Below are 24,944 nucleotides of genomic sequence, written 5' to 3' on the forward strand. Positions count from 1 at the left end.
GTGAAGAGCTGCTCGTCCAGGTGCTCGACGGCGTAGTCGATCGCGCCCGCCACCACGCATTCGTCGCCGAGCGGCCCGGCAGGCCCGAGTCGCCGGAACGGTGGCAGGCCAAGCTGGACGCCTGGACGCGCAGGCTGCGCGCGCTGAGCTGACGGCACCGCCGGGCTACGGCCCGCCCTCGCGCGCTTCGTGAGCCGCCCGGCGCTTGCCGGGCGGTCCCGTGGACGCGAGAACCCTCAGACGTCCACGGGGCCGCCGCTGCGCCAGTACACGTTGCCCTCGCGCGACAGCAGCCCCTCGTCCACCAGGTAGCGGCGCAGCGCCGCGTAGTCGTCGTGAAAGGCGCGCAGGGCGACGTTCACGTCCTTCTCCGGGTAGCGCACGCCCGGCTCGAAGACGCGCGAGATGTAGCGCAGGACGACGAGCCGCTTGTCGCGCCGCATCGCCAGCGTCGTCAGCCGTCCGTCCACCAGGAACGTGCGCAGCACCCGCTCCTCCTCGTCGAGCCGCGGGGACGGCTCGGCGTGCGAGCGCAGCAGCTCGCGGAAGCGCTCGGGGGTGGCGCGCCACTTGCCGCCCTCGTCGCAGGCGGCCAGCCCGCCGGCCGCCAGCTTGCGCAGCGCCTCGGGCGACTGGCCCTCGGTCAGGCCGAGCACCAGGGAGGCGAAGGCGGTCAAGGTGTCGTGCTGATAAAGCAGTCCCAGAACACGGCGGATCTCTTCATCGTTCATTTCTCTCATTCTGATGAACGACCCGCCCGCACCGCCATGCGTTATCACCCAGGTCAGGTCCCGGCGGTGTCCGCACGGTCACAGGCCCCCGGATACGGGGAATGTCACGACCTTGCGACACGACCATGACGAATCTCCGACGTTTTCCGGCCGACACTGAAGGTGACAGGCCGGTGCCGGGACGCCCGTTGCCAGTCCGTTCCGGCATACGGCTTGTTCTTTTTCCTCCTGCTTTCCCCACACGCTTTCCCCGGCGCGCCGCAGCCGATCCTCCCGCCGCGCTACAGCCGGTTGAGCCCCTTCACGTGCAGGACCGCGCGGCCCTCCTCGTCGGAGGCGGCCAGATCCACCTCGGCGTCGATGCCCCAGTCGCCGTGACCCTCCGGGTCCCTGATCGTCTGGCGCACCTTCCAGACGCCGTCCTCCTCCTCGATCCGCAGCAGCGCGGGACCGCGCGCGTCGGCGTCGGTGAGGATCTCCTCGTGCTCGTCGTAGTACGCGTCGAGCGCCGCACCCCAGTCGACGTCGGGAGCCAGCTCCTCCAGCTCCTCCTCCTTCTCCAGGGCGCACAGCTCGACCAGCCGGAACATCGCGTTGCGCACCAGCACCCTGAAGGCCCGCGCGTTGCCGGTGACCGGCCGCACCTTGGTCTCCAGCTGCTGCTCCTCCTCCAGCGCCGCCGCCGGGTTGGCCAGCTTCTCCCACTCGTCGATCAGCGACGAGTCGACCTGCCGCACCATCTCGCCCAGCCACTCGATGAGATCGACCAGGTCGTCGGTCTTGAGGTGCTCGGGCACCGTACGCGACAGCGTGCGGTAGGCGTCGGCCAGGTAACGCAGCACCGTGCCCTCGGAGCGGGCCAGCTCGTAGAACTGGATGTACTCGCTGAACGTCATCGCCCGCTCGTACATGTCGCGCACCACCGACTTCGGGCTGACCGTGTAGTCGGCCACCCACGGGTGCCCGCGCCGGTAGGTCTCGTACGCGCCGAGCAGCAGGTCCTCCAGCGGCATCGGGTACATGACCTCGGTCAGCCGCTCCATGCGCTCTTCGTACTCGATGCCGTCGGCCTTCATCTGCGCCACGGCCTCGGCCCGGGCCTTCTTCAGCTGGGCCGACAGGATCTGGCGCGGGTCGTCGAGGATGGACTCGACGATCGAGACGATGTCCAGCGCGTACGACGGCGACTCGCGGTCGAGCAGCTCGAACGCCGCCAGCGCGAACGTCGACAGCGCCTGGTTGAGCGCGAAGTCCTCCTGCAGCTCGATCGTCAGCCGGGCCCGCCGCCCCTGCTCGTCGGGCTCGGGGAACTGCTCGACGATGCCGCCCGCGAGCAGCGACCGGTAGATCGCGATGGCCTGGCTGATATGCCGGCGCTGCCACTTGCGGTCCTCGTGGTTGTCGGTCAGCAGGTGCTTCATCGCCTGGAAGCAGTCGCCGGGACGGTTGATCACCGCGAGCAGCATCGCGTTGCTCACCTTGAAGCGCGAGGTGAGCGGCTCCGGCTCGGCCTCCTGGAGCTTGACGAACGTCTCCTCGCTCCAGCCCACGAAACCCTCCGGCGGCTTCTTGCGGGCGTAGCCGCGCCGCCGCTTGGGATCATCGCCGATCTTGGCGAGCGCCCTGGCGTTCTCGATCTCGTGCTCGGGCGCTTGGCAGGCGACGTAGCCGATGGTGTCGAAGCCCGCGCGCCCGGCACGGCCGGCGATCTGGTGGAACTCGCGGGCGCGCAGCCTGCGCACCTTGTTGCCGTCGAACTTCGACAGGGCCGTGAACAGCACCGTGCGGATCGGCACGTTGACGCCGACGCCGAGCGTGTCGGTGCCGCAGATGACCTTGAGCAGCCCCGCCTGGGCCAGGCGCTCCACCAGCCTGCGATACTTCGGCAGCATGCCGGCGTGGTGGACGCCGATGCCGTGGCGCACCAGCCGCGACAGCGCCCGGCCGAAGCGCGTGGTGAAGCGGAACCCGCCGATCATCTCGGCGATCGCGTCCTTCTCCTCGCGGGTCGCCATGTTGATCGACATCAGCGCCTGGGCCCGCTCCATCGCCGCCGCCTGGGTGAAGTGCACGACGTAGATCGGCGCCTGGCCGCCCTCGAGCATCTCCTCGATGGTCTCGTGCAGCGGCGTCATCCGGTACGAGTAGACCAGCGGCACCGGCCGCTCGGCGTGCTTGACCACCGCGGTCTCCCGCCCGGTGCGGCGGGTCAGGTCCTCCTTGAACATCGTGACGTCGCCGAGCGTGGCCGACATCAGGATGAACTGCACCTTCGGCAGCTCGAGCAGCGGCACCTGCCAGGCCCAGCCGCGGTCGGGCTCGGCGTAGAAGTGGAACTCGTCCATCACGACCTGGCCGATGTCGGCGTCGGCGCCGTCGCGCAGCGCCACGTTCGCGAGGATCTCGGCCGTGCAGCAGATGATCGGCGCTCCCGGGTTGACGCTCGCGTCGCCGGTCATCATGCCGACGTTCTCGGTGCCGAAGATCGCGCACAGGTCGAAGAACTTCTCCGACACCAGCGCCTTGATGGGAGCCGTGTAGAACGTGCGCTGGTCGCGGGTCAACGCCGTGAAGTGCGCGCCGGCCGCCACCAGCGACTTGCCCGACCCGGTCGGCGTGGCCAGGATCAGGTTGTTGCCGGAGACGACCTCGATGAGGGCCTCTTCCTGAGCGGGATAGAGGGTGAGCCCCCGCTCGGCGTTCCACGCGACGAACGCGTCGAAGATCTCGTCGGGATCGGCGTCGATGTCTTCGGGCAGGCGGTCAACGAGTAGGCTCACACCCCTATCCTGCCGAAGTTCACCCGGTGCTCGAACCGCCGGAGGCCATCCGAGTCAGGAAGCCCGCAGGTCGAGCTGGAAAAGCGCGGTGTCGATCCAGCGGCCGAGCTTGAAACCCACCCCCCGCAGCCGCCCCGCCGCGCGGAAGCCGTGCTGCTCGTGCAGCCGCGCCGACGACGGGTCCCCGGTGTCGGCGATCACCGCGATGAGCTGCCTCGCGTGCGTCTCGCGCGCCCGCCCGATCAGTTCGCCGAGCAGCCGCCCGCCGAGGCCCTTGCCGGTGCGGCCGGGCGCCAGGTAGATGCTGTCCTCCAGCGTGTGGCGGTAGGCGGGCTTGGGGCGGTACTGGGACAGGTAGGCGTACCCGGCGACCTCCCCGTCCGCCTCCGCCACCAGGAACGGCAGGCCCGCCTCGGCGATGGCGGCGGCCTTGGCCCGCCAGTCGCCGAGCCCCGGCGGCGTCTCGTCGAAGGTGACCGCGCTGGTCGTCACGTAGTGGGCGTAGATCTCGGCGACGGCCGGCAGGTCCGTCTCAACGAGCGGGCGAATCAACGTCATGTCCCGATTCTCGTGATCGGCGGATGACGACCGTGTTTCCGAACCATCACCGCGCTCGGGCGCGCCGCCGGCTCAGGACTTCAGCCGGGGCACGGTCATCAGCAGGCCGCCGAGCACCGCCAGCACCGCCAGGAACGGCCCCGCGCCCGGCGCGAAACCGCCCACCGTCAGCGTCAGCACCCCGGCGCCGACCAGCGCCGACGCGCCCAGCATGCCGCGCATCCCGGTCCTGCCGTACGGCAGCGCCGGCGGCGCCTCGAACCTCGCGAACCACCTCACCAGCGGCCACAGCACCAGGCACAGCAGCCCGAACCAGACCGGCCAGCCGGCGAACCACAGGACGCTGCCCGGCCGCGGCGTGTCCACGCCCAGCAGCACCACGACCACCCCGGTCACCGCGAACAGCGCCGGCATGTGCCACAGGTACACCGTCATGACGCGCGGCCCCGCCCAGTCCAGCAGGCGGCCGACCGGCAGCCGCACCAGCACCGGGCGCAGCAGCACCGCCAGCCCGATCTGGCCCAGTCCCACCGCCAGCATGGCCAGCGTGGGCGGCGCCATGTTCGACACCTCGGCCCCCGGCAGGCCGATCATGCTGCCCGGGTACGGCCCGTACGCCACCAGCAGCGCCGCCGCGCCGAACCCGCCCGCCGCGAGCGGCCACGCGCCGCGCAGCCTGCCCTCGGCGTAGAAGAAGCCGAGCTGGTGCACCGCCAGCCAGACGAACACCACGTTCACATAGCCCACCGGATCGAACCCGGTCGAGAACCGCGCCACGTCCGTCACCACCGCGCCCAGCGCCAGCGCCGCGGGCACCCGCCAGCCGTGCCGGGCGTGCAGCCGCAGCGCGTACGGGGTGGCGACCACCGCGATCAGGTACACCGCGAGGAACCACAGCAGCTGCCCGGTCAGCCGCGCGCCCACCTCCAGCGGCTGGGCGGGCACCCCCAGCGTGAGCAGCACCTGCGGCAGCGGGATCCACACCGCCGCCAGCGGCAGCAGCGGCCAGGCCAGCCGCCGCAGCCGCACCGCGAGCCACGCGGGCGCCTGCGCCCCGGCCTGCTCCGAGCGGGTGAAGCCGATCGCGTTCGCCGCGCCGCCCGCGAAGAACACCAGCGGCATCACCTGGCTGAGCCAGGTCACCACCCACACGCCGGGCGTGGCCAGCGCGTTGCCGGTCGTCAGCCGGCCGTCCTCGTAGTCGAGCACCGGGATCGTCCAGTGCTGGAAGACGATCAGCGCCATCCCGGCCACGCGCAGCAGGTCGATGAACGGGTCGCGGCGCGGGCGCGCGGGCGGCGCGGGCGCCGGCGGCGCCGCCTGGGCAGGGGGCCGGTCCAGCAGCACGGTCATGACGGGAGCCTCGATTCGCACGGGGGAGAGCGGACGAACTCCAGGCTCCCGCCGCGCGGCCCCGCGCACATTGACGCGAGCCGCACTCCTTCGGTCGGCACGCCACCACCGCCGGCGGTAGGGACAGCCCTACCCCTGGACACCGGCGCACCCACTCGATCCGCCGCGTCCCGCCGCCTACCGTGGTGGCCATGCGCTCCCTGACGAGGCGTGTCCTCCTCGACTCCCGTTACACGCTGGTCGGCTTCCCGACCACGCTCATAGGCTTCGTGCTCATGGTGACCGGCCTGGCCGCAGGCGTCGGCACGGTGGTCATCTGGATCGGGCTGCCGGTGCTGGCCGGGACGCTGCTGATCGCGCGCGGGTTCGCGGACGCCGAGCGGGGATGGCTCGCCGACGTGCTGCAGCGGCCGCCCGTACGGCCCCGCTACAAGCCCGCGCCGCCAGGTGCCGGCCGCTTCCGCCGCATGGTCAACCCGCTGTTGAGCGGGCAGTCATGGCTCGACCTGCTGCACGGCATCATCAACCTGCCGTTCGCGGCCATCGCGTTCGTGCTGACGGTCGTGTTCTGGGCCGTCCCCCTGGCCTGCCTCGCCTGGCCCCTGTACGGCGTCATCACCATGCGCATCCCCGGCAACGTCGAGCTGCCCGAACTCCTCGGGCTCGGCGACGGCTACCTCGTCAACGCCGCCTTCTACGTCCTCGCCGGCCTGTTCTTCCTGCTGCTGAAGCCGTTCGTCATCCGCGGCGCCGCGCTGCTGCGCGCCGGCCTCGGGCGGGCGCTGCTGACCGGCGTGGCCGAGCTGCAGGAACGCATCGACGACCTGCAAGAAGGCCGCGCCGCCGCCGTATCCGCCGAGGCCAACGCGCTGCGCAAGCTGGAGCGCGACATCCACGACGGGCCGCAGCAGCGGCTGGTCTCACTCGCCATGGAGCTGTCCCGCGCGCAGCGGCAGCTCGCCAAAGACCCCGAGGCGGCCCAGGCCACGCTCAAGTCGGCCATCGACGCCACCCGCGAGACCCTCGACGAGCTGCGCGCGCTCTCGCGCGGCATCGCGCCGCCCATCCTGTCCGACCGCGGCCTCGCGCCCGCCCTGGCCGCGCTCGCCGGCCGCTGCACGGTCCCCGTCGATCTCGACGTACAGACCGTCGAGCGCTACTCCGCCGCCATCGAGAACGCCATCTACTTCGTCTGCGCCGAAGCCCTCACCAACGTGGCCAAACACAGCCGCGCCACCGTCTGCACCGTCCAGCTCGTCCGCCTCGGCGACGCCCTCATGCTCACGATCGGAGATGATGGGGTCGGCGGCGCACACGTCGCCAAGGGACACGGGCTCGCGGGGCTGGCCGACCGGCTGCGCGCCGTGGACGGCGAGCTGACCGTCCAGTCGCCTGAAGGCGGGCCCACGGTGATCGTGGCGGAGGTGCCGTGCGGGTAGTCGTGGCCGATGACGCGGTGTTGATCAGGGAGGGCCTGGTCAGGTTGCTCGAGGAGTTCGGCTGCGAGGTGGTGGCGGCGGTCGGCGACGGAGACGCCCTCGTCGAAGCCGTCACAGAGCACAAGCCCGACGTGTCGGTGATCGACGTGCGCATGCCGCCGTCGTTCACCGACGAGGGCCTGAGGGCCGCCGTCGAGGCCAGGCGGCGGGTGCCCGGAGCGCCGGTGCTCATCCTGTCGCAGTACGTCGAGGTCTCCTACGCCGACGACCTCCTGGCCGACGCCAGAGGCGCGGTGGGCTACCTGCTGAAGGACCGCGTGGTCGACGTCGACGAGTTCCTGGAGGGCCTGCGGCGGGTCGCCGCGGGCGGCACGGTCTTCGATCCCCAGGTGGTGTCCCAGTTGATGGTCCGAAGGCGCAAAGACGACCCTCTCGCCTCGCTCACGCCGCGCGAACGCGAAGTGCTCGGGTTGATGGCCGAAGGCCGCTCCAACCCCGCCATCGGGCGGCAGCTCGTCATCAGCGACGGCGCCGTGGAGAAGCACATCAGGAGCATCTTCGCCAAGCTCGGCCTGTACGCCGAGGACACCGACCAGCACCGCCGCGTCCTCGCCGTCCTGATGTACCTCCGCTCCTGACCCATCACCCGCCCCACCCGGCACCACCCGCCCCGCCGGCGACGCCTCCCGCCCGGCACCACCGGCCTCGCCGGGCGGCGTGCTCCCCGGCCGGCACGGCCCGCCTAGCCGGGCGGCGTCCGCCCTCACTGGCATGGCCGGCCCCGTCAGGGAGCGCGCGCCCCGGGCCGGTCGCCTCCGTTCCGGCCCCTGCGCGCCCGGTGCCTACGCCATCTCCCCGGTGATGCGCCCGCCCGGCTGGCTCCGCGGGCCCTCGGCGGTCGTGCCGGTCCCGGTCGGCTGCGCATGCCCGGCCGGTTGCGCACGGCCGCCTCGGCCCGGACTGTCACTCAGGATCCGGCACGGCGATCTGTCCTCTTGCACGGGCTGGGCACGTGGGACTGCCTGTCTGCACGGGCCTGGCGCGTCGGTCTGGTCTCTGTGGCCGCTGCTGATCCGCCGGTTCCTTCGCTCCGCTCCGGCGATGATGCGGTACGGGCGATGGCCCGTTGGCGGTAGCGGGCGTTCTGGGGGGCTTCCGGCCTGACGCGGGCGCCCCACGGGCGTGCTCCGGTTCCGTCCCGGTCGATGCGCCCGAGGGTTACCGGACGCGTTCTCACCCGGATGCGCCGGTCACAGGCCGGCACCGAGACGGGCGCGCCGTCTACCGGACGCGGGGTATGCCGGCCGGTCCTTCGCCGGACTCGTTGCAGGACTCGCTCCGCCGCCTGCCGTGACGCGGCCAGGACCGCTCGTCGCGAAGGGGCGGGCCCTGAAGGCCGGGAGGCCGCGGAGGAGCGTCGAAGACGGCCCAGAGGGCGGTCTCGGTGCGGTGAGGCGACGTTGGAGGGGGAGTGGGTCCTGGGCGGCGGGATGGGGGTGGCCCCTGGGCGGGAGCCGGGGGAGGGCTCCCTGAGGGGCGGCCCGCCGGCCGAGCGGGGCGGCTCCGCTCGCCGGGTTCTCCTGGGCTGCCAGGGTCGCCGGCCGGTCCGCGCGGCCTCACGCGCGCGGACCTGGCCGCCCGGCATCAGCCGAGCGCTTCGACCAGCTTCTTGCGCTGCTGGGCGCCCAGGCCGCCGAGGCGGCGCTTCTCGTCGACGCCCGCCTCCTCCATCAGCGCGCTGGCCTTGGCCGGCCCCACGCCCTTGACGGCGCGCAGCGCCTGCGACACCTTGATCTTCTTCGCGATGTCGTCGTCGCGCTCCAGCAGCTGGGCGAACGTCAGCTCGCCCGCCTTGACCTTGGCCAGCAGGGCCGTGCGGGCGGCACGGGCCTCGGCGGCCTTGGCCAGAGCGGCTTGACGCTGCTCGGGGGTGAGAGTGGGAAGTGCCATCTCAGTTCTCTCCTCGGGGAGTTTTACGTTCGGGTTCTGTCACCCGTGGTGCAGTGGCTAATCATGGCGGATACCAGCGGTTCGTGTTGCGGAAAGCGGCCTGTCAACGTGCCTGTCGCCCCGATGCGGCGGCCTCCGCACACCTCGCGCCCGGCGCGACGGTGCCCCCGCTGACCCCTATGCCGCCGACCACGCGTTCTGTCCCACCGTAGCCCTGAAAGAGCCGAATGCCCCCTTTGCTCGGGCCATTCCGCAGCCGTCCGCGCCCGCCGCGGCCCCTGCGGAGGGTGACGGCCGCCACGGCTCCCCCGGGAGCGGTGAGAGCCGTGTGCGGGCATCGATCCGAGGCCTTTCGGACCCGTCGTGAGCTGGGCGGACGCGCGGTGCGACGCCGGGCCGGCGGCACCCGCGAAGATCGCCGCCGGGTGCGGAACTCCAGCTCGGGGGCCGCCTCGGTCCGTGCGGTGCGGGTACGGGAGCGCCGCGCCCCCGTCCCCGTACCATGATCGTCACGCCTCTCCTGACTCCGAAACTCCACTCGCGGACGCCTGGCCTGCAAAGATCGCGTACGAGGCCTTCCTGGAGCGCCCTATCACGCCCGATCCCCGGCCGGGGTGGAATGCGTCACACTTTGCCGTCCGGGCGTGTCGCGGGCCTGGTCAGGGTGGTTGTCGCGCCACATCTCCAGCCCCTCGACGGTCAGGAACGCGTCGAACACGGACTCCATAGCACCCAGAAGCGCTCCCCGCCACCCGAGCGCCGACGCCTCGATCCGCGGCGGCCGTTCGCGGCGGATCGCCATCAGGTACGGCTCGCACGCCTCCAGCAGCGCCGCTCCGGCCCGTTCGTACAGCTCGGGGCCGTGGCCCGACAGCGTGACCACCTCGGGGTCGTGCGCGTTCACCAGGCTCGCGATGCCGCGTCCCAGCGTCCGCGCGGTCTCCTCGACCGCCGCCGCGCCGGTGGCCAGCACGCGCTCGGCCTCCTCGCGGCCCCGCCCGCCTCCGTGAGCCAGGCCCGCGTGCCGCAGCAGCGCGTTCGCGCCCACGTCCGCGCCCCAGCAGCCGAGCGCCCCGCACGCGCACAGCCGCTCGCTCCCGGTGAGCGTCATGTGGCCGAACTCCGCGCCCACGCCGCCCGCCCCGGCGACCGGCCGCCCGTCCACCACCAGGACGCCGCCCAGGTCGAAGTCCACGTGCAGGTGCAGGCCCACCCGCACGTCGCGCAGCCGCCCCCGCCGCGCCTCGGCCAGCGCCGCGAACGCGGTGTCGTTCCCGACGACCGGCATCCCCATCCCCCCGAACGCCCCCCGCCCGGTTTCGGCCTCACCGTCCGGGCTCCCATACGGCCCGCTGGATGCCCCGGCCGCGCCTTCGGCGCCGGTCCCCCCGGGTACACGAGCCGCCCGGGACGGCGCGCTGGTGTGCGGCCGGTGGTGCGCGTCGGTCTCATGCGCGCCACAGGGGTCCGGGATGGCGGGCGGCAGTCCGGGTGAGCCGGTCCCATGTGCGCTGGAGGACGGCGCGCTGGTGTGCGGCCGGTGGTGCGCGGCGGCCTCATCCGCACCCTGGGAGTCCGCGACCGTGTGCGGCGGGCCTGGCGCGTCGGACTCGTGTGCGCCTTGGAGGTCCGCGCTCGTGTGCGGCCTGCCGGTGGCCTCCGCACCGGCTGTTCCGCTCGGACTCCTCCGGCCGGCGGGGTGGTTCTCGCCGCGGGCGCCGGCGGCCAGCAGGGCGGGGACGTCGACCGCGTTCCAGCCCAGGTGGGCGATGTCCACCAGGCCGCCGTGGCGTACCGGGCCCGCCAGCGCGACGCCGACGCCGATGAAGCGGTTGCCGAGCCGTTCGCGGTGTGCGGCCAGGGCCGCGCCCAGCGGGCGGAGCGCACCCTCCGGCGTGCCGTCGTGCGGGCGTACCTCCAGCACCGTGATCCGGCCGCCCAGCTCGCACTCGGCCAGCTCCCAAGCGTCCTCGCGCACGTCCACGGCCAGGGCCACCGGCCCGTACGGATGCGGCCCCGGCACCTGCGTCGGCCGCCCGCGCCCGTGCTCGCGCGCGGGCTCCTCGTGCAGCAGCGCGTCCTCGACGAGCCCGGCGACCAGGACCGAGGCCGTGCCCCTGGCCAGGCGCAGGTCGCGGGTGAGCTGGGAGCGGGTGCGGGTGGCCCCGCAGTCGTGCACGGCGCGCAGCAGCCTGACCCGGTTGTGCGCGCGAAGTTCGCCACTCGTCGTAGCACCGTTCACGGGCCACAGTTTATGCTCTAGCCGTGAACAAAAGCACCAAAGTCGCCAGACGGGCTCGTGTCGGAGTTTTCGGATTCTTCTTTCTCGCCGGTCTCGTCATGGGTGTGTGGGCCGCCGGGCTGCCCTCGCTCAACGACCGGCTGGACCTCGGGCCCGCCCTGCTCGGCCGGGTCCTGCTGCTGATCTCCGGAGGCGCTCTGGCGTCGATGCTGCTCGCCGGGCGGCTGGTGGACCGGTGGGGGAGCAGGCGGCTGTGCTGGATCGCCGGGCCACTGTCCGGGGCGGCCCTGCTCGGGCCCGCGCTGGCCCCGTCACCGGGGGTGCTGATGGTGCTCGCGGTGGTGTTCGGGATGGGGCTGGGGATCCTGGAGATCGCCATGAACGCCCACTCCGTCGAGGTCGAGCGGTGCTACGGCCGGCCGATCATCTCGGCCTTCCACGGCACCTGGAGCCTCGGCGGCGCGGCCGGCGGCGGGCTCACCTCGCTCGTCCTGCAGGGCGGGCTGGACGCTCAGGGGCTGCTCGTGGTGGCGGCGATCGTGGTGCCGTTCCTGTACCTGCCCGCCGCCCGCCTCCTGCTCCCCGACGCCTGCACCCGCCCGGGCTCCGCCGGTGACACGGCGGCCGACGTGAGCGGGGGAGAGGCCGGGGCCACCGCGGCGACGGGCGGGGGAGCCGGTGAGCCGGCGGGGAGCGCCGCAGCGCTCGGCGAAGGCGCCGGTGAGCCGGCTCGGGCTGCTGCGGGGCTGACCGGAGGTGCCGGTGAGCCGGCTCGGGCTGCCGCCGGGGTGGGCCGGGATGCCGGGGAGCCGCTCCGGAGCGGCCCAGGGGCGGACGGCGGTGCCGGGGGCGGTGACAAGGCCGGCCAAGAGGCGCGGACGTCCGCCGGGCGCGGGGGTGACGGCGGGCTCAAGTGGGGGCTGATCGCGCTGCTCGGATTGGCGGCGTTCGCCGGGCACCTGAGCGAGGGCGCGGCCATCGACTGGGCCGCGCTGCACGCCAAGATGGTGCTGGAGACGGATCCGGCGCTGGCGCCGCTGGCGTACACGATCTTCTCGATCGCCATGACGACCTTCCGGCTGCTCGGCGACCCGATCAGGGGACGGCTCGGCTCCGTGCCGACCATCAGGCTGGCGGGCGTCCTCGCCACCGCCGGGTACGTCCTGGTGCTCGCCTCGCCGCTCCTGGGCGATCCGCTGCGGGTGGTGTGCGCGTGGACCGGCTGGGCGCTGGCCGGCATGGGGCTGGCGACGGTGGTGCCGGTGCTGTTCAGCGCCGTGGGCGCGGCCGGCGGCCGGGTCGGGCGGGCGCTGGCCATGGTGACCGCCTTCGGCTACAGCGGCCTGCTGCTCGGGCCCGCCGTGCTCGGCTTCGTCGCTGAGGCGGCGTCCCTGCCGGTGGCGCTCATCATCCCGGCCGTGCTCGCGGCCGTGGTCACGGCGGCCGGCTCCCCGGCCATCCGCGCCCTGTCCGGGGCCGCCCCGTCAGAGCCCTCGGCCCCGGAGAAGGCACCGGCCCCGGATCCGGCGGCCGTCCGCGACTGAGCCACCGCCCGGGGCCGGTCCGGCGGCCGCCCCGGAGCGTGATCGGTTTGCGGGAAACGGCGCTGACCTGGTGTTATGCGATCGTGACTTGACCTGCACGTTACACCCAGGTTTCATGTCCCCCACGCCGTAAACGTTTACAGCAGATCATCTGTAAACGTTTACATCACGAGGGAAGGACAGCCTTGGCCGACGGACCCACGATCACCACGATCGCCGAGCGCGCCGGTGTCTCGATCGCCTCCGTCTCGCGGGTCCTGAACGGCCTGCCGACCAGGCAGGAGACGGTGCGCAAGGTGATGGCGGCCGCGGACGAGCTGGGCTACGTGCGCAACGCCGTGGCCAGGTCGCTCAAGTCGCGCCGCACCAACCAGATCGCGTTCGCGATGGCCGACGTCGGCAACCCGGCGTACCTGGCGATGCTGCGCGAGATCCAGCCGGTGCTGAAGGCGGCCGGCTACCGGCTCGTGCTGCACTCGACCGACGCCGTCGTGGCCGACGAGATCGACGTGCTGCACAGCCTCGGCGAGCGGTACGTGGACGGCCTCATCATGAGCCCCCTGCGCGTCACCGACGCCCACCTGGAGATGCTGGCCGCCGCCAGGGCCCCCGTCGTGATCATCGGCTCGGTGCCCGACGGCACGCGGGTGGACAACGTGCGCGCCGACTCCCGCACGGGCGTCCGCCTGGCCGTGGACCACCTGTACGCGCTCGGCCGCCGCCGCATCGCCATGGTCAACGGCCCGCTCGACACCGTGCCGGGCGCCGCGCGCGGCGCGGCCTACCGGGAGGCGCTGGCGGACCTCGGGCTGCCCTACGACGAGAACCTCGTGCAGATCGGCGACTTCTACCGCGCCGAGGGCCGGCGCGCGGTGGCCGAGCTGCTGGCGCGCGCCCCCGAGGTGGACGCGCTGATGTGCGCCAACGACCTGATCGCGCTCGGCGCGCTGGACGTGCTGCGCGAGCAGGGCCGGCGGGTACCGGAGGACGTGGCGGTGGTCGGCATGGACGACACCGACCTCGCGGCGGCGTCGTGGCCGTCTCTGACCAGCGTCTCGCTCGGCTCGGCCGAGCGCGGCAAGGCGGCCGCCGAGCTGCTGCTCGAACGCCTCCAGGGCGACGACGGGGAGCCCAAGCGGGTCACCGTTCCGCCCCGGCTGGCGATCCGCGCCTCGACGGCCGGCCCTGATTACGAGCACTCGCTGAGGAAGGAGGGCGGCGCGTGACGGCGACCGTGGCGCGACCCGCGCCGCCGCGCACGCCGGGAGCCCGGCACCGCGCGGCCTCGCGGCAGCGGCGCGAGATGTGGCTGCTGATGCTGCCGGCGCTGGTGCCGGTGGTGCTGTTCAGCGTGGGCCCGCTGCTGTACGGCATCGGCCTGGCGTTCACCGACGCCCGCAACACCCGCAACCACCAGACCGAGTTCGTGGGCCTGGAGAACTTCACCAGGCTGCTGACCGACGACGAGTTCTGGGCGTCGTTCCAGATCGGCGCGATCTGGTCGGTCTCGGTGACGGTGCTGCAGTTCCTGGCCGCGCTCGGCCTGGCGCTGCTGCTCAACGAGAAGCTCAGGGGCCGGTCGGTGGCGAGGGTGCTGTCGGTGGTGCCGTGGGCGATGCCGCCGGTCGTGGTCGGCCTGATGTGGAAGCTCGTCTACCACCCCGACGCGGGCATCCTGAACGACCTGCTCGGCACCCACGTCAACTGGCTGGCCGACTTCTCGCTGGCGCTGCCGGCGATCATCGTGGTCGGCGTCTGGGCGGGCATGCCGCAGACGACGGTCGTGCTGCTCGCGGGCCTGCAGAACGTGCCCAAGGAGCTGTACGAGGCGGGCGCGATGGACGGCGCGGGCACCTGGCGGCGGTTCTGGAACATCACGCTCCCGCAGCTCCGCCCGGTGATCGTGGCGATCACCTCGCTCGACTTCGTGTGGAACATCAACCAGTTCGGCCTGGTCTACGTGCTCACGCAGGGCGGGCCTGGCGGGCGCACCCGGCTGCCGATGCTGTTCGCCTACGAGGAGGCGTTCAGGTACCGCATGGCCGGCTACGCCTCGATGCTCGGCCTGGCCATGGCCATCGTCGTGCTCGCGGTGCTCGGCCTGTACCTGTGGCGCCAGATGAGGGAGGCCAGGTGAAGCGCGTCTCGCAGTACGCGGCCCTGCTCGCGTACGTCGTCTTTCTGGCGTTCCCGCTGCTGTGGCTGCTGTCCACGTCGCTGAAGACGCCGCAGGAGATGGCGCTGACGGAGCCCACGTGGATCCCGCGCGAGCCCACGCTGGCCAACTTCAGCGCCGCGTTCGGCGAGCAGGACCTGGTGGGCGCGGCGCTGCGCAGCCTGGTGGTGGCGCTGTTCGCCAGCGTGATCACGGTGCTGATCTCGCTGCCCGCCTCCTACGCGATGGCCCGCTACCGCGGCCTGGTCAACAAGATCGCGATCGGGTGGGTGCTGGTCAGCCAGGTGTTCCCGTTCATCCTGATCATCATCCCGCTCTTCCTGATCCTGCGGGACCTGGACCTGGTGAACACGCTGCCCGGCCTGGTGCTCGTGCACGTCACGTTCACGCTGCCGTTCGCGCTGTGGATGCTCCAGGGGTACGTGCGCGCGGTGCCGTCCGAGCTGGAGGAGGCCGCGGCGGTGGACGGCGCGTCCCGGGTGCGGGCCATCGCCACCGTGGTGGCCCCGCTGCTCGCGCCCGGCGTGGTGGCGACGCTGCTGTTCTCGTTCATCTCGTCCTGGAACGAATTCATGTTCGCGCTCGTGATCCTCCAGGACCCCGACGTCATGACGCTCCCGCTGACGCTGGTGAGGTTCACCGGTCCTGAGGGGGTGGCCAGGCTCGGCCCGCTCGCCGCGGCGTCGCTCATGGCGACGATCCCGAGCCTGATCTTCTTCGCAATCATCCAGCGGCGCCTGAAGTCCGGCCTGATGGCCGGCGCCGTCAAGGGCTAGGAGGCTCATATGCGTATCAAGTCCGCTCTGGCGGTGGCGGCGGTCCTCACGTTGGCCGCCGCGTGCGGCGGGGGAGGCGGCGAGTCGTCCGCCCCCGGCGAGCCGGTCAAGATCGATTTCCTCAGCCTGGCGTGGCAGAAGGAGTCGGTGGCCGCGAACAAGCAGATCGTGGAGGAGTGGAACAAGGCCCACCCGGACATCCAGGTGACCTACGTCCAGGGCAGCTGGGACAACGTCAACGACCAGCTCGTCACCCAGTTCTCCGGCGGCACCGCCCCCGACGTCATCCACAACGACTCGCCCGCGCTGGCCGGCTTCGCCTCCGACGGCTACCTGCTCGACCTGAAGGACAAGCTGCCCGCCGAGCTGAAGAGCGACATCCCGCAGGCGGCCTGGGACACCGTCACCTTCGACGACGGCCAGGGCGGCCAGGGGATCTACGGCGTGCCGTTCCTGCAGGAGTCGCAGGTCATCATCGCCAACAAGAAGCTGCTGGACGCCGCCAAGGTCCGCATCCCCACCCCGGACGACCCGTGGTCGTGGGACGAGTTCTCCGAGGCGGCCAAGAAGATGACCAAGGGCGGCACGTACGGCATCGCCTGGCCGATGAAGTCGCCGGTCAACAAGACGCTCAACCTGGCGCTCAACTTCGGCGGCACGTTCTTCCAGACCACCGACGGCAAGACCACCGTCAAGGTCGGCCCCGAGGAGCGCGAGGTGCTCCAGCGCATCCACGACCAGCTCTACAAGGACAAGTCGGCCGACCCGGCCGCGCTCGGCCAGGGCACCGCCGACCCGCTGCCCGCCTTCTACCAGGGCAAGTTCGCGATGCTGCCGACCGGCGTCTACCTGCGCCAGCAGGTGGCCGAGCAGGCGCCCGACGACTTCGAGTGGGTCACGCTGCCCGCGCCGAAGGGCACCACCGCCGAGCAGGGCGCGGTCTCGCAGACGCTGTCGATCGCGCAGGACAGCAAGCACCCCGACGAGGCCATGCAGTTCATCGCGTTCTTCCTCAACGCCGAGAACCAGGCCAAGCTCGCCAAGGGCGACTGGCTGCTGCCGACCTCGCAGAAGGCCGCCTCCGACCCGGCCATCACCACGAAGGAGAACGGCTGGGACGTCGCGACGGCCTCGGCCAAGAACCTCGTCGTGGCGCCGTTCCTGAAGGTGAACGGCTTCGACGAGTGGAAGTCCAAGGTGGCCACCCCGGTGCTGCAGGAGTACTTCGCCAATAAGATCACCATCGACGAGGCGGCCAAGCGGCTGGTCGAGGACGGTAACAAGGTGCTGGAGCGGTACTACCGGTGACGTCACCACGCGACAGGGCCCGGGGGTGCCTGCTCGGCCTGGCGGCCGGCGACGCCCTCGGCGCCCCTGCCGAGAACCTGACCCCGGAGGAGATCCGCCGCAGGTGGGGACGGCTCACCGAGATCGAGGGCGGCGGCACCGACGACACCGAGTACGCCATCTACGCGGCCTCCCTGCTGGTCCGCCACGGCCACGCGCTCACCGCGGCGGACGTGGCGGCGGCCTACCGGGCCGAGGTGATCCCCCGCGTGACGGGCCCCATGCGCGGAGCCGGCTTCTCCGAGCTGGGCACCGTCGAAGCGCTTCGCCGCGGCCTCGAACCGCCGCTGACCGGGCTGGTGCACAACCACGGCTGGTCGGACGGGCTGGCCATGCGCGCGGCACCGTACGGGATCTTCTGCCCCGGCGACCCCGCCGAGGCCGCCCGGCTGATCGAGCAGGACGGCCTGGTCAGCGCATCCGGTGAGGGCATCACCGGCGGCCGCGCGGTCGCCGGAGCCGTGGCCGCCGCCATGGGCGGCGCGACCCCGCAGGAGGTCGTCGACGCGGCGCTGTCGGTCGTCCCGGCCGGCTCGTGGACCGCGCGGAACATCGTCAGGGCACGCGAAGCGCTCACGGCCGGCGACCCCGCCGCGCTGCACGACGCCGTCGTCGTCCGGCACTACCCGTGGACCGACGTCGCGCCCGAGGCCGTGGCGCTGGCGATGGCCGCGTTCCTCGCCGGAGACGGCGACGTCGAGGCGGCCGTCACGTACGGGGTCGGCCTCGGCAGGGACGCCGACACCATCGGCGCCATCGCCGGCGCGCTCGCCGGAGCCTGCCAGGGAGAGAGCGGCGTGCCGCCCCGCTGGGCCGCCAAGATCGGGCCCGTGACCGGCAAGTGCCTGCCCGTGGTGGCCGGACGGCACGTCCTGGACGTCGCCGACGAGCTGGCCGACCGGCTGGCGGAGGGCGGCGGACGGGCCGGCGCTCCCGCCGCGACCGGAAAGCCCGCCGAAGCCGGCAGAACGGCCGGAGCCGACGTGCCGGCGGAAGGACTGTAGATCGATATGTCGGGGGACAGAATCAGGGGAGCCTTCGCCGGGCTCGCCGCCGGTGACGCCGCGGGCTGGCCCGCGCCCCGGCACCGGGCGGCCCTGCACGCGCCCTGGAGCCGCCGCCTGCACCGCGAGCTGGACGCGTTCGCCGAGGAGCACCGCGTCACCACGCTGCCGGTGCCGTTCGCGCTCAACCAGCCGGTCGCGCCGCTGCGCCTCGGCCCGTCGGACGACGCCGAGTGGCTGGCCTGGACGGCGCTGACCATCGACCGGCCCCGCGAGGAGGCGTACGCGGAGCTGGTGCCCGTACGTCCGGGCACCGGCCCGGAGAGCATCAGGGCCCGCATCTCCGTCGCGACGGCGCTGGACAACCTGGCCAAGGGGATCGCTCCGCCCGCGTCCGGGCACGACAACCCGCACCACTTCGACGACGCCGCCGCCGTCAGGGCGGTCGCGTACGGGGTGCTGCGCCGCGACCCCACATCCGACGCCCAGGTGACGAACGCCTATGACGGCGTGCTCGCCGCCCGCGCGATGGCCGCCGCCGTGGCCGAGGCCGTCACGTCCGGCCGGATCACCGGGGCGGTCGAGGCGGCGCTGGCCGAGCTGCCCGAGGACACCGCGATCGGGCACAACGCCCGGCTCGCGCTGGCCGCCGCGCGTAGGGCGGGCGACGCGTTCGCCGCCGTGCCCGCGCTGGACGCCGCCCTGCTCGACCACGTCTACAGCTACGGCGTCGGCGCCGCGCAGACCGTGCCGGCCGCGCTGGCGCTGGCCGAGGCGGCGGGCGGCGACCTCGCCCGCGCCGTGCCGGCGGCGGCCTGCCTGGCCGCGCTCGCCGACTCGGCGCCCGCGCTCACCGGAGCGCTCACCGGAGCCTGCGGCGGGCTTGAGGCGATCCCGGAGGGGTGGATCGCCTCGGCACGCACGCTCACCGGCTGCTGCCTGCCGGAGCTGGCGGGCCGGGATCTGATCGAACTAGCGGACACACTTTCGGAGGGAATCGCATGACGCCGCTTGAGGACAGGGCGACTGGCTGCGTGGCGGGGGCGGCGGTCGGTGACGCGCTGGGCGGCGCCACCGAGGGCTGGACCGCCGAACAGATCGTGGAGCGCTACGGGGGCCGCGTCGAGGGGATCGTGCCGCCGTACAACGCCGACTGGCGCAACGCCCGGCCCATCGCCCCGTACCACAAGGGCGACGGCCACATCACCGACGACACCCTCATGACGCACGCGCTGATCCGCGTGTACGAGAAGGCCGGGCGGCACCTGGACGCCTACGCGATGGCCGAGTATATGGTGCCCGAGCTGATCGGCGAGAAGCGCTGGATCCCCGAGCTGGAGGACGAGGCGCTGCCGCTGCAACGGATCTTCCTGGCCGAGAAGTGGATCGTGGCCCGCCTGCACTACGGGCACGCCGACCCGCGCGAGGCCGGCGTCGGCAACATCGTCAACTGCGGCGCCGCCATGTACGTCGCCCCCGTCGGCATCGTCAACGCCGCCGACCCCGACGCCGCCTACGCCGAGGCCATCGACCTGACCGGCGCGCACCAGTCCAGCTACGGCCGCGAGGCCGCCGGCGTGATGGCCGCCGCCGTCGCCGAGGCCATGCGTCCTGGCGCCACCGCCGACTCCGTGGTCGCCACCTGCCTGCGCCTGGCCAAGGACGGCACCAGGGCCGCCATCGAGGCGGTCTGCGAGACCGCCTCCGGTCTCGGTCACTGGGAGGGCTCGTTCGAGGCGCTGCGCGCGGCCATCCGGCCGTTCGACACGGTCGCCGACACCTACCGCGACCAGGGGCTCGGCGCGCGGCGGCCGAGCCGCGTGCACAGCATCGAAGAGCTGCCGCTGGCCCTCGCCTTCCTGGTGATCGCCAAGGGCGACTACCGCGACACCGTGCTCGGCGGCGTCAACTACGGCCGCGACGCCGACTCCATCGCCTCCATGGGCGGCGCCATCGCGGGCGCGCTCGGCGGGCTGTCCAGCGTCCCGGCCGAGTGGGTCGAGCAGGTGGGCACGGCCAGCCGTACCGACCTGGTGGCGCCCGGCCGGGCGATCGCCGAGGTCGCGCGCCGCCTGCACGCCGCCGACGTGGCCCGCCGCCGCGTCCACGAGGCCGCCTTCGCGGAGCTCGACCGCGCATGATCCGCCTCACCTGGGTCCAGCCCGAGGACCTGATCGGGCACGAGCTGCGCCAGGCGGCCGAGGACGGCCGCGACGCCCGCGAGATCGCCGCGCGCTGGCACGCCGCGGGCGGCCACGACGCGCCGCCGCGCGCCGGAGCCTCCGAGCCGGGCGCCGCCCGCCTGCGCGGCCTGGCCGAAGAACTGCTGGACGAGCTGGCCGCGCTGCCCGCGCCGCCCGGCGAGCCGTCCGACTGGGACGCCATCGTCGCCGCCTGCCCCGACTGGCCCGCGCCCCGCGAGGGGAGCGCCGACGTGGACCCCGACCGCGTGCTGGGCGCCTGGCGCGGCAGGGCCGCGGGCTGCGTGCTCGGCAAGCCCGTCGAGAAGATCCCGCGCGAGGGCATCAGGGAGATCGCCGAGTCGACCGGCAACTGGCCCATCACCGGCTGGTTCACCGCCGAGGGCCTGCCGGAGGACGTCGCCCGCCGCTGGCCGTGGAACCGCCGCAGCCGCGTCAACTCCCTCGCCGAGAACATCGACGGCATCCCCGAGGACGACGACCTCAACTATCCGCTGCTCGCCTTGTCGGTGCTGGAACGCCACGGCCGCTCCTTCACCACCGACGACGTGGCCAAGCTCTGGCTGGACGAGCTGCCCGCGGGGCGCACGTTCACCGCCGAGCGGGTCGCCTACCGCAACCTCCTCGACGGCGTCGAGCCGCCGGAGACCGCCACCAGGCGCAACCCGTTCAGGGAGTGGATCGGCGCGCTCATCAGGGCCGACGTGTACGGCTGGGTCAACCCGGGCGACCCGGCCACCGCCGCCGAGTACGCCTGGCGCGACGCCCGCCTCACCCACACCGCCAACGGCATCTACGGCGCCATGTTCACCGCCGCGATGTGCGCCGCCTCCCTGGTCGCCACATCGGCCGAGGAGGTCGTGCGGGCCGGGCTGTCCGTGGTGCCCGCCGGGTCGCGGCTGCACGAGGCCGTCACCCTCGCCGTCGCCGACGCCGAGCGGGAGAGCGACTTCGAACGCGTCATCGACCGCCTGCACGAGCGCCACGGCCACCTGCACTGGGTGCACACCGTCAACAACGCCGCGCTCATCGCCGCCGCCCTCGTGCACTCGCGCGGCGACTTCACCGCCGCCATCGCGGGAGCGGTCGCAGGCGGCTGGGACACCGACTCGGCCGGAGCCACGGCGGGGTCGGTGGCGGGGGCGCTGAACGGTGGCGTGCCCGAGCGCTGGCGCATCCGCGACAGCCTGGCCAGCAGCCTGACCGGGTTCGACGGGGTCAGTCTCGCCGGGCTGGCCGCGCGTACGCAGGAGATGATGAAGCCATGATCTCGGTATTCGGCAGCGCCAACATGGACCTCGTCGCGTACGTCTCCCAGGCGCCCAGGCGCGGCGAGACCGTCACCGGCCACAGCTTCCGCACCGTGCCCGGCGGCAAGGGCGCCAACCAGGCGATCGCCGCCGCGCGGGCGGGCGGCGAGGTGGCGTTCCTCGGCGCGGTGGGCGACGACTCCTTCGGGGCCGAGATGCGCGCCACGCTCGCCGAGGCCGGCGTCGACGTGCGCGGGCTGCGCCAGGTGCCGGGGCCCAGCGGCATCGCGCACATCGTGGTGGACGACTCCGGCGGCAACTCGATCATCGTCGTCCCCGGCGCGAACGGCACGGTCACCGGGCCGTCGGGGAGCGACCTGGCCGTCATCGCCGGTTCCCAGGCGCTGCTGCTCCAGCTCGAACTCCCCATGGAGGCCGTGGTCAGGGCCGCGCAGGCCGCCCGCGTCTCCGCCGCCCACGTCTACCTCACCCCGGCGCCCGCCCGGCCGCTGCCCGGCGAGCTGCTGGAGGCCGTCACGACGATCGTCCCCAACGAGCACGAGGCGGCCGCGATCACCGGCGTCACCGGTCCCGACCAGGCCCTCGACGCGCTGCTCGAGCTGGTGCCCGAGGCGGTGATCACGCTCGGCTCCGAGGGCGCGCTCTACGGCTCGCGCTCGGGTGAGCGGCACCGGGTGCCCGCCAGGAAGGTGAACGCCGTGGACACCACCGCCGCGGGCGACACGTTCGTCGGCGCGCTCGCCGTCGCCAGGACCGAGGGAATGCCGGTGCCGCGCGCGCTGGAGTTCGCGACGGTGGCGGCGGCGCTGTCGGTGCAGCGGGAGGGCGCCAGCACCTCGATGCCGGCCCGCCGCGACATCGAGGCCGCCCTCACCTGACATCCGCCGGCATCGGCCCGATCAGGGGCGGAGTTCGTGCAGGCGGGCGAGGGTCCGGTCCAGCTCGTCCTGCAGGATCGCGCCCGCCGCGTCCGCCTCGCCGTCCCTGATCGCGGCCACCAGCGCCGCGTGCGCGTCGTGACCCGTGTTGGGGTCGCGCTCGCGCAGCGACAGCATCTCGACCAGGTCGATCAGCCCTTCCCTCAGCACGGGCGCGAACTCGGCGAACAGGTCCGACAGGACCGGGTTGCGCGCCGCCGCCACGACCGCCGCGTGCAGGTCGATGTCGGCCGCGACGAAGGCGGCGTCGTCGCCGTCCGACGCACGGACGCGGGCGGCCAGCGCCGCCTCCAGCGCCGCCACGTCCTCCTCGGTACGCCGCTGTGCCGCCAGCCGCGCCGCCTGGATCTCGACGATGGCGCGGACCTCGTACACGTCGGTGACGGCGGCCCGCCGCAGCCGGGCCGGCCAGTCCTCGGCCGGCTCGGTGGCGATCACGTACACGCCGGAGCCCTGCCGCGCCTGCACCAGGCCCGCGCCGGCGAGCGCCCGCAGCGCCTCGCGCACCGTCGAGCGGCCCACGCCGAGCGTCTTGGCCAGCGCGTTCTCCCCGGGCAGCCGGGTGCCGACCGGCCACTCTCCCTGGGTGATCTGCTCGCGCAGATGTTCGGTGGCCTGCTCGACGAGCGGGCTGGGGCGGATCGAGCCGAGCGGCATGGGCGCCAACCTCTCAGGTTGTCTGAGGACCTGTGGTGTGGTTAGTTTACCCGGCATGACGTCGTACGGTCTGCTGCTTCTCGGCCGCCGCGGCGGGGCTTGACCGGACCGGCACCCCGCCGCGGTGGTCAGGGTGCCCGCCGGTCCTCCAGGAAGCGACCGTGAAGGAACACATCATGTACGACTGGAACCGGCAGCGCCCGAGCGCGATGCCGTACCACCGCTACCGCCCCGTCCACGAGCGCGTCGAGGTGCCGCTGACCGATCGCACCTGGCCCGCGCGCCGCATCACCGAGGCGCCCCTGTGGGTGCCGGTGGACCTGCGCGACGGCAACCAGGCCCTGGCCGAGCCGATGGATCCGGCACGCAAGCGCCGCATGTTCGACCTGCTCGTCCGCATGGGCTACAAGGAGATCGAGGTCGGCTACCCCTCGGCCAGCCAGATGGACTTCGACTTCGTCCGCCACCTCGCCACGCCGGGCGTCGTGCCCGACGACGTGAGCGTGGTGGTGTTCACGGCGGCGCGGCGCGATCTCATCGAGCGCACGTTCGCCGCCATCGAGGGCATGTCCCGCGTGGTCGTCCACCTCTACACCGCCACCGCCCCCACCTGGCGGGAGGTCGTGCTCGGCCACGACCGGGCCGAGCTGTACGCCATGATCAGGGACGCCGCCGGGCACGTCGCCCGCCTGGCCGGCGACCGCGACATCCGCTTCGAGTTCTCGCCCGAGGTGTTCAACCTCACCGAGCCCGACTACGTGCTGGAGGTCTGCAACGGCCTGACCGCCCTGTGGGACGCCTCGCCCGACCGGCCCGTGATCCACAACCTCCCCGCCACCGTCGAGATCGCCACCCCCAACGTGTACGCCGACCAGATCGAGTACATGCACCGCCACCTCGACCGCAGGGACGCGGTGATCCTGTCGGTCCACCCGCACAACGACCGCGGCACCGGCGTGGCCTGCGCCGAGCTGGCCGTGCTCGCCGGAGCCCAGCGGGTGGAGGGCTGCCTGTTCGGCAACGGCGAGCGCACCGGCAACGTGGACCTGGTCACGCTGGCGCTCAACCTGCACTCCCAGGGCGTCGACCCGATGGTGGACCTGTCGGACATCGACGAGGTCCGCAGGGTCGTCGAGCACTGCAACCGGCTGCCGGTGCCCGACCGCCACCCGTACGCGGGCGACCTCGTCTACACCGCCTTCTCCGGCACCCACCAGGACGCCATCAGCAAGGGCCTCGCCCGCCACGCCGAGCGCGCCGCCGAGCTGGGCGTGCCGCCGGGGCAGGCGCCGTGGGACGTGCCGTACCTGCCGATCGACCCCGCCGACGTGGGCCGCGACTACCAGGCGGTCATCCGGGTCAACAGCCAGTCGGGCAAGGGCGGCATCGCGTACCTGCTGCACACCCGCTACGGCCTGGAGCTGCCGCGCCGCCTGCAGATCGACTTCTCCGCGGTCGTGCAGCGGGCCACTGACGGCAGCGGCGAGGAGATCACCGCCGAGGAGCTGTGGGAGCTGTTCCGCGCCACCTACATCGCGCCGGGTGAGAGCGCCGCGCCGCTGGAGTGGAAGGCGGTGGAGACCGGGCCCGGCGTGCACGAGTTCGAGGGGACGCTGCCCGACGGGCGCCGCCTGCACGGCACCGGCAACGGCCCGCTGGCCGCCCTCGCGTCCGCACTCGCCGAGGACGGCACCGAGGTGGACATCCTGCACTACACCGAGCACGCCCTCGACCCCGGCAGGGGCGGCAGGGCCATCGCGTACGTGGAGGTGCGCGCGGGCGGCGTCACCCGCTGGGGCGCGGCCGAGGACACCTCGGTGCTGACGGCGTCGGTGCACGCCGTGCTGGCCGCGGTCGCACGGGCCAGGAGCGCTGGGAGCGGCGGCGCGCAGGGCTGAACGGCCGTGCGGAGCGCCCGCGCAGGCCGAGCGCCGGACCTGCGGCGCCGCCCGGCCCTGGGCGGCCGCCTCTGCGGTG

The 24,944-nt window shown here is 73.2% G+C and carries 21 protein-coding genes; 14 read left to right on the plus strand and 7 right to left on the minus strand.

All coding sequences use genetic code 11. From position 1 onward, the window contains the following. Positions 1–20 precede the first annotated feature (20 nt). Positions 21–152, plus strand: coding sequence for a hypothetical protein (locus ACGFIM_RS36130; RefSeq protein ID WP_393210254.1), 132 nt, complete (start codon positions 21–23; stop codon positions 150–152). An 84-nt stretch (positions 153–236) separates the two neighbouring features. Here ACGFIM_RS36130 and ACGFIM_RS36135 read toward each other — a convergent pair whose 3' ends face one another. The 4 genes from ACGFIM_RS36135 to ACGFIM_RS36150 all read right to left on the minus strand — a co-directional run bounded on the left by ACGFIM_RS36135 (position 237) and on the right by ACGFIM_RS36150 (position 5,422). Further along, complete coding sequence (locus tag ACGFIM_RS36135; protein ID WP_393210257.1) at positions 237–731, minus strand: DUF2087 domain-containing protein; 495 nt, start codon at positions 729–731, stop codon at positions 237–239. Positions 732–1,012: 281 nt separating this feature from the next. Continuing rightward, on the minus strand, positions 1,013–3,511 hold the full coding sequence (locus ACGFIM_RS36140; RefSeq protein WP_393210260.1) for a DEAD/DEAH box helicase: 2,499 nt from the start codon (positions 3,509–3,511) through the stop codon (positions 1,013–1,015). A 54-nt stretch (positions 3,512–3,565) separates the two neighbouring features. Beyond that, positions 3,566–4,069: a GNAT family N-acetyltransferase gene (locus ACGFIM_RS36145; RefSeq protein WP_393210263.1), complete on the minus strand. Its 504-nt coding sequence runs from the start codon at positions 4,067–4,069 to the stop codon at positions 3,566–3,568. 72 nt (positions 4,070–4,141) lie between these two features. Further along, positions 4,142–5,422, minus strand: coding sequence for an acyltransferase (locus ACGFIM_RS36150; protein WP_393210266.1), 1,281 nt, complete (start codon positions 5,420–5,422; stop codon positions 4,142–4,144). Positions 5,423–5,613: 191 nt separating this feature from the next. Between ACGFIM_RS36150 and ACGFIM_RS36155 the strand changes: the two genes are divergently transcribed. Further along, the gene (locus tag ACGFIM_RS36155) at positions 5,614–6,861 is read left to right on the plus strand and encodes a sensor histidine kinase (RefSeq protein ID WP_393210269.1); all 1,248 of its coding nucleotides are present in this window, start codon (positions 5,614–5,616) and stop codon (positions 6,859–6,861) included. Continuing rightward, the gene (locus ACGFIM_RS36160) at positions 6,852–7,499 is read left to right on the plus strand and encodes a response regulator (RefSeq protein WP_393210272.1); all 648 of its coding nucleotides are present in this window, start codon (positions 6,852–6,854) and stop codon (positions 7,497–7,499) included. Before ACGFIM_RS36155 ends, ACGFIM_RS36160 begins: the two co-directional genes overlap by 10 nt. A 1,006-nt stretch (positions 7,500–8,505) precedes the next feature. Here the strand turns inward: ACGFIM_RS36160 and mihF are convergent. Continuing rightward, positions 8,506–8,811, minus strand: a complete 306-nt coding sequence (gene mihF / locus ACGFIM_RS36165; protein WP_393210275.1) for an integration host factor, actinobacterial type — start codon at positions 8,809–8,811, stop codon at positions 8,506–8,508. A gap of 592 nt (positions 8,812–9,403) precedes the next feature. Then, positions 9,404–11,053, minus strand: coding sequence for an ROK family protein (locus ACGFIM_RS36170; protein WP_393210278.1), 1,650 nt, complete (start codon positions 11,051–11,053; stop codon positions 9,404–9,406). 23 nt (positions 11,054–11,076) lie between these two features. On the opposite strand from ACGFIM_RS36170, the gene ACGFIM_RS36175 reads away from it, so the two are divergent. The 10 genes from ACGFIM_RS36175 to rbsK all read left to right on the plus strand — a co-directional run bounded on the left by ACGFIM_RS36175 (position 11,077) and on the right by rbsK (position 22,250). Then, a complete protein-coding gene (locus ACGFIM_RS36175; protein ID WP_393210281.1) occupies positions 11,077–12,597 on the plus strand; it encodes an MFS transporter in 1,521 nt (506 codons plus the stop codon). 185 nt (positions 12,598–12,782) lie between these two features. After that, positions 12,783–13,823 carry a LacI family DNA-binding transcriptional regulator gene (locus ACGFIM_RS36180; RefSeq protein ID WP_393210283.1) on the plus strand — a complete coding sequence of 347 codons (1,041 nt, stop codon included), beginning with the start codon at positions 12,783–12,785 and terminating at the stop codon, positions 13,821–13,823. Further along, entirely contained in the window at positions 13,820–14,734 is a 915-nt protein-coding gene (locus ACGFIM_RS36185; RefSeq protein WP_393210286.1) for a carbohydrate ABC transporter permease, read from the plus strand. The genes ACGFIM_RS36180 and ACGFIM_RS36185 overlap by 4 nt, the downstream gene beginning before the upstream one ends. After that, positions 14,731–15,549 carry a carbohydrate ABC transporter permease gene (locus ACGFIM_RS36190; RefSeq protein ID WP_393210289.1) on the plus strand — a complete coding sequence of 273 codons (819 nt, stop codon included), beginning with the start codon at positions 14,731–14,733 and terminating at the stop codon, positions 15,547–15,549. Before ACGFIM_RS36185 ends, ACGFIM_RS36190 begins: the two co-directional genes overlap by 4 nt. 9 nt (positions 15,550–15,558) lie before the next feature. Continuing rightward, positions 15,559–16,857: an ABC transporter substrate-binding protein gene (locus ACGFIM_RS36195; RefSeq protein WP_393210292.1), complete on the plus strand. Its 1,299-nt coding sequence runs from the start codon at positions 15,559–15,561 to the stop codon at positions 16,855–16,857. After that, the gene (locus ACGFIM_RS36200) at positions 16,854–17,900 is read left to right on the plus strand and encodes an ADP-ribosylglycohydrolase family protein (protein ID WP_393210295.1); all 1,047 of its coding nucleotides are present in this window, start codon (positions 16,854–16,856) and stop codon (positions 17,898–17,900) included. Before ACGFIM_RS36195 ends, ACGFIM_RS36200 begins: the two co-directional genes overlap by 4 nt. Positions 17,901–17,906: 6 nt before the next feature. Then, the gene (locus ACGFIM_RS36205) at positions 17,907–18,905 is read left to right on the plus strand and encodes an ADP-ribosylglycohydrolase family protein (protein WP_393210298.1); all 999 of its coding nucleotides are present in this window, start codon (positions 17,907–17,909) and stop codon (positions 18,903–18,905) included. Beyond that, positions 18,902–20,041 (plus strand): ADP-ribosylglycohydrolase family protein, encoded by a 1,140-nt coding sequence (locus ACGFIM_RS36210; protein ID WP_393210301.1) that lies wholly within the window; start codon positions 18,902–18,904, stop codon positions 20,039–20,041. Before ACGFIM_RS36205 ends, ACGFIM_RS36210 begins: the two co-directional genes overlap by 4 nt. Continuing rightward, entirely contained in the window at positions 20,038–21,369 is a 1,332-nt protein-coding gene (locus ACGFIM_RS36215) for an ADP-ribosylglycohydrolase family protein (RefSeq protein ID WP_393210304.1), read from the plus strand. The genes ACGFIM_RS36210 and ACGFIM_RS36215 overlap by 4 nt, the downstream gene beginning before the upstream one ends. After that, on the plus strand, positions 21,366–22,250 hold the full coding sequence (gene rbsK, locus ACGFIM_RS36220) for a ribokinase (protein ID WP_393210307.1): 885 nt from the start codon (positions 21,366–21,368) through the stop codon (positions 22,248–22,250). The genes ACGFIM_RS36215 and rbsK overlap by 4 nt, the downstream gene beginning before the upstream one ends. A gap of 21 nt (positions 22,251–22,271) precedes the next feature. On the opposite strand, the gene ACGFIM_RS36225 is transcribed toward rbsK, so the two are convergent. After that, on the minus strand, positions 22,272–22,967 hold the full coding sequence (locus ACGFIM_RS36225; RefSeq protein WP_393210310.1) for a FadR/GntR family transcriptional regulator: 696 nt from the start codon (positions 22,965–22,967) through the stop codon (positions 22,272–22,274). A gap of 209 nt (positions 22,968–23,176) precedes the next feature. On the opposite strand from ACGFIM_RS36225, the gene leuA reads away from it, so the two are divergent. Continuing rightward, positions 23,177–24,865, plus strand: coding sequence for a 2-isopropylmalate synthase (gene leuA, locus ACGFIM_RS36230; RefSeq protein WP_393210748.1), 1,689 nt, complete (start codon positions 23,177–23,179; stop codon positions 24,863–24,865). The last annotated feature ends 79 nt before the right edge of the window (positions 24,866–24,944 follow it).

This window comes from Nonomuraea sp. NPDC049309 (assembly GCF_043196965.1).
GTDB lineage: Bacteria > Actinomycetota > Actinomycetes > Streptosporangiales > Streptosporangiaceae > Nonomuraea > Nonomuraea fastidiosa.

Bases quoted from the DNA above. Each gene is read 5' to 3' on its own strand.
- ACGFIM_RS36135 (WP_393210257.1), bottom strand. From the start codon at position 731: ATGAACGATGAAGAGATCCGCCGTGTTCTGGGACTGCTTTATCAGCAC.
- ACGFIM_RS36145 (WP_393210263.1), bottom strand. From the start codon at position 4,069: ATGACGTTGATTCGCCCGCTCGTTGAGACGGACCTGCCGGCCGTCGCC.
- ACGFIM_RS36150 (WP_393210266.1), bottom strand. From the start codon at position 5,422: ATGACCGTGCTGCTGGACCGGCCCCCTGCCCAGGCGGCGCCGCCGGCG.
- ACGFIM_RS36155 (WP_393210269.1), top strand. From the start codon at position 5,614: ATGCGCTCCCTGACGAGGCGTGTCCTCCTCGACTCCCGTTACACGCTG.
- mihF (WP_393210275.1), bottom strand. From the start codon at position 8,811: ATGGCACTTCCCACTCTCACCCCCGAGCAGCGTCAAGCCGCTCTGGCC.
- ACGFIM_RS36195 (WP_393210292.1), top strand. From the start codon at position 15,559: ATGCGTATCAAGTCCGCTCTGGCGGTGGCGGCGGTCCTCACGTTGGCC.
- ACGFIM_RS36205 (WP_393210298.1), top strand. From the start codon at position 17,907: ATGTCGGGGGACAGAATCAGGGGAGCCTTCGCCGGGCTCGCCGCCGGT.
- ACGFIM_RS36210 (WP_393210301.1), top strand. From the start codon at position 18,902: ATGACGCCGCTTGAGGACAGGGCGACTGGCTGCGTGGCGGGGGCGGCG.
- ACGFIM_RS36215 (WP_393210304.1), top strand. From the start codon at position 20,038: ATGATCCGCCTCACCTGGGTCCAGCCCGAGGACCTGATCGGGCACGAG.
- rbsK (WP_393210307.1), top strand. From the start codon at position 21,366: ATGATCTCGGTATTCGGCAGCGCCAACATGGACCTCGTCGCGTACGTC.
- ACGFIM_RS36225 (WP_393210310.1), bottom strand. From the start codon at position 22,967: ATGCCGCTCGGCTCGATCCGCCCCAGCCCGCTCGTCGAGCAGGCCACC.
- leuA (WP_393210748.1), top strand. From the start codon at position 23,177: ATGCCGTACCACCGCTACCGCCCCGTCCACGAGCGCGTCGAGGTGCCG.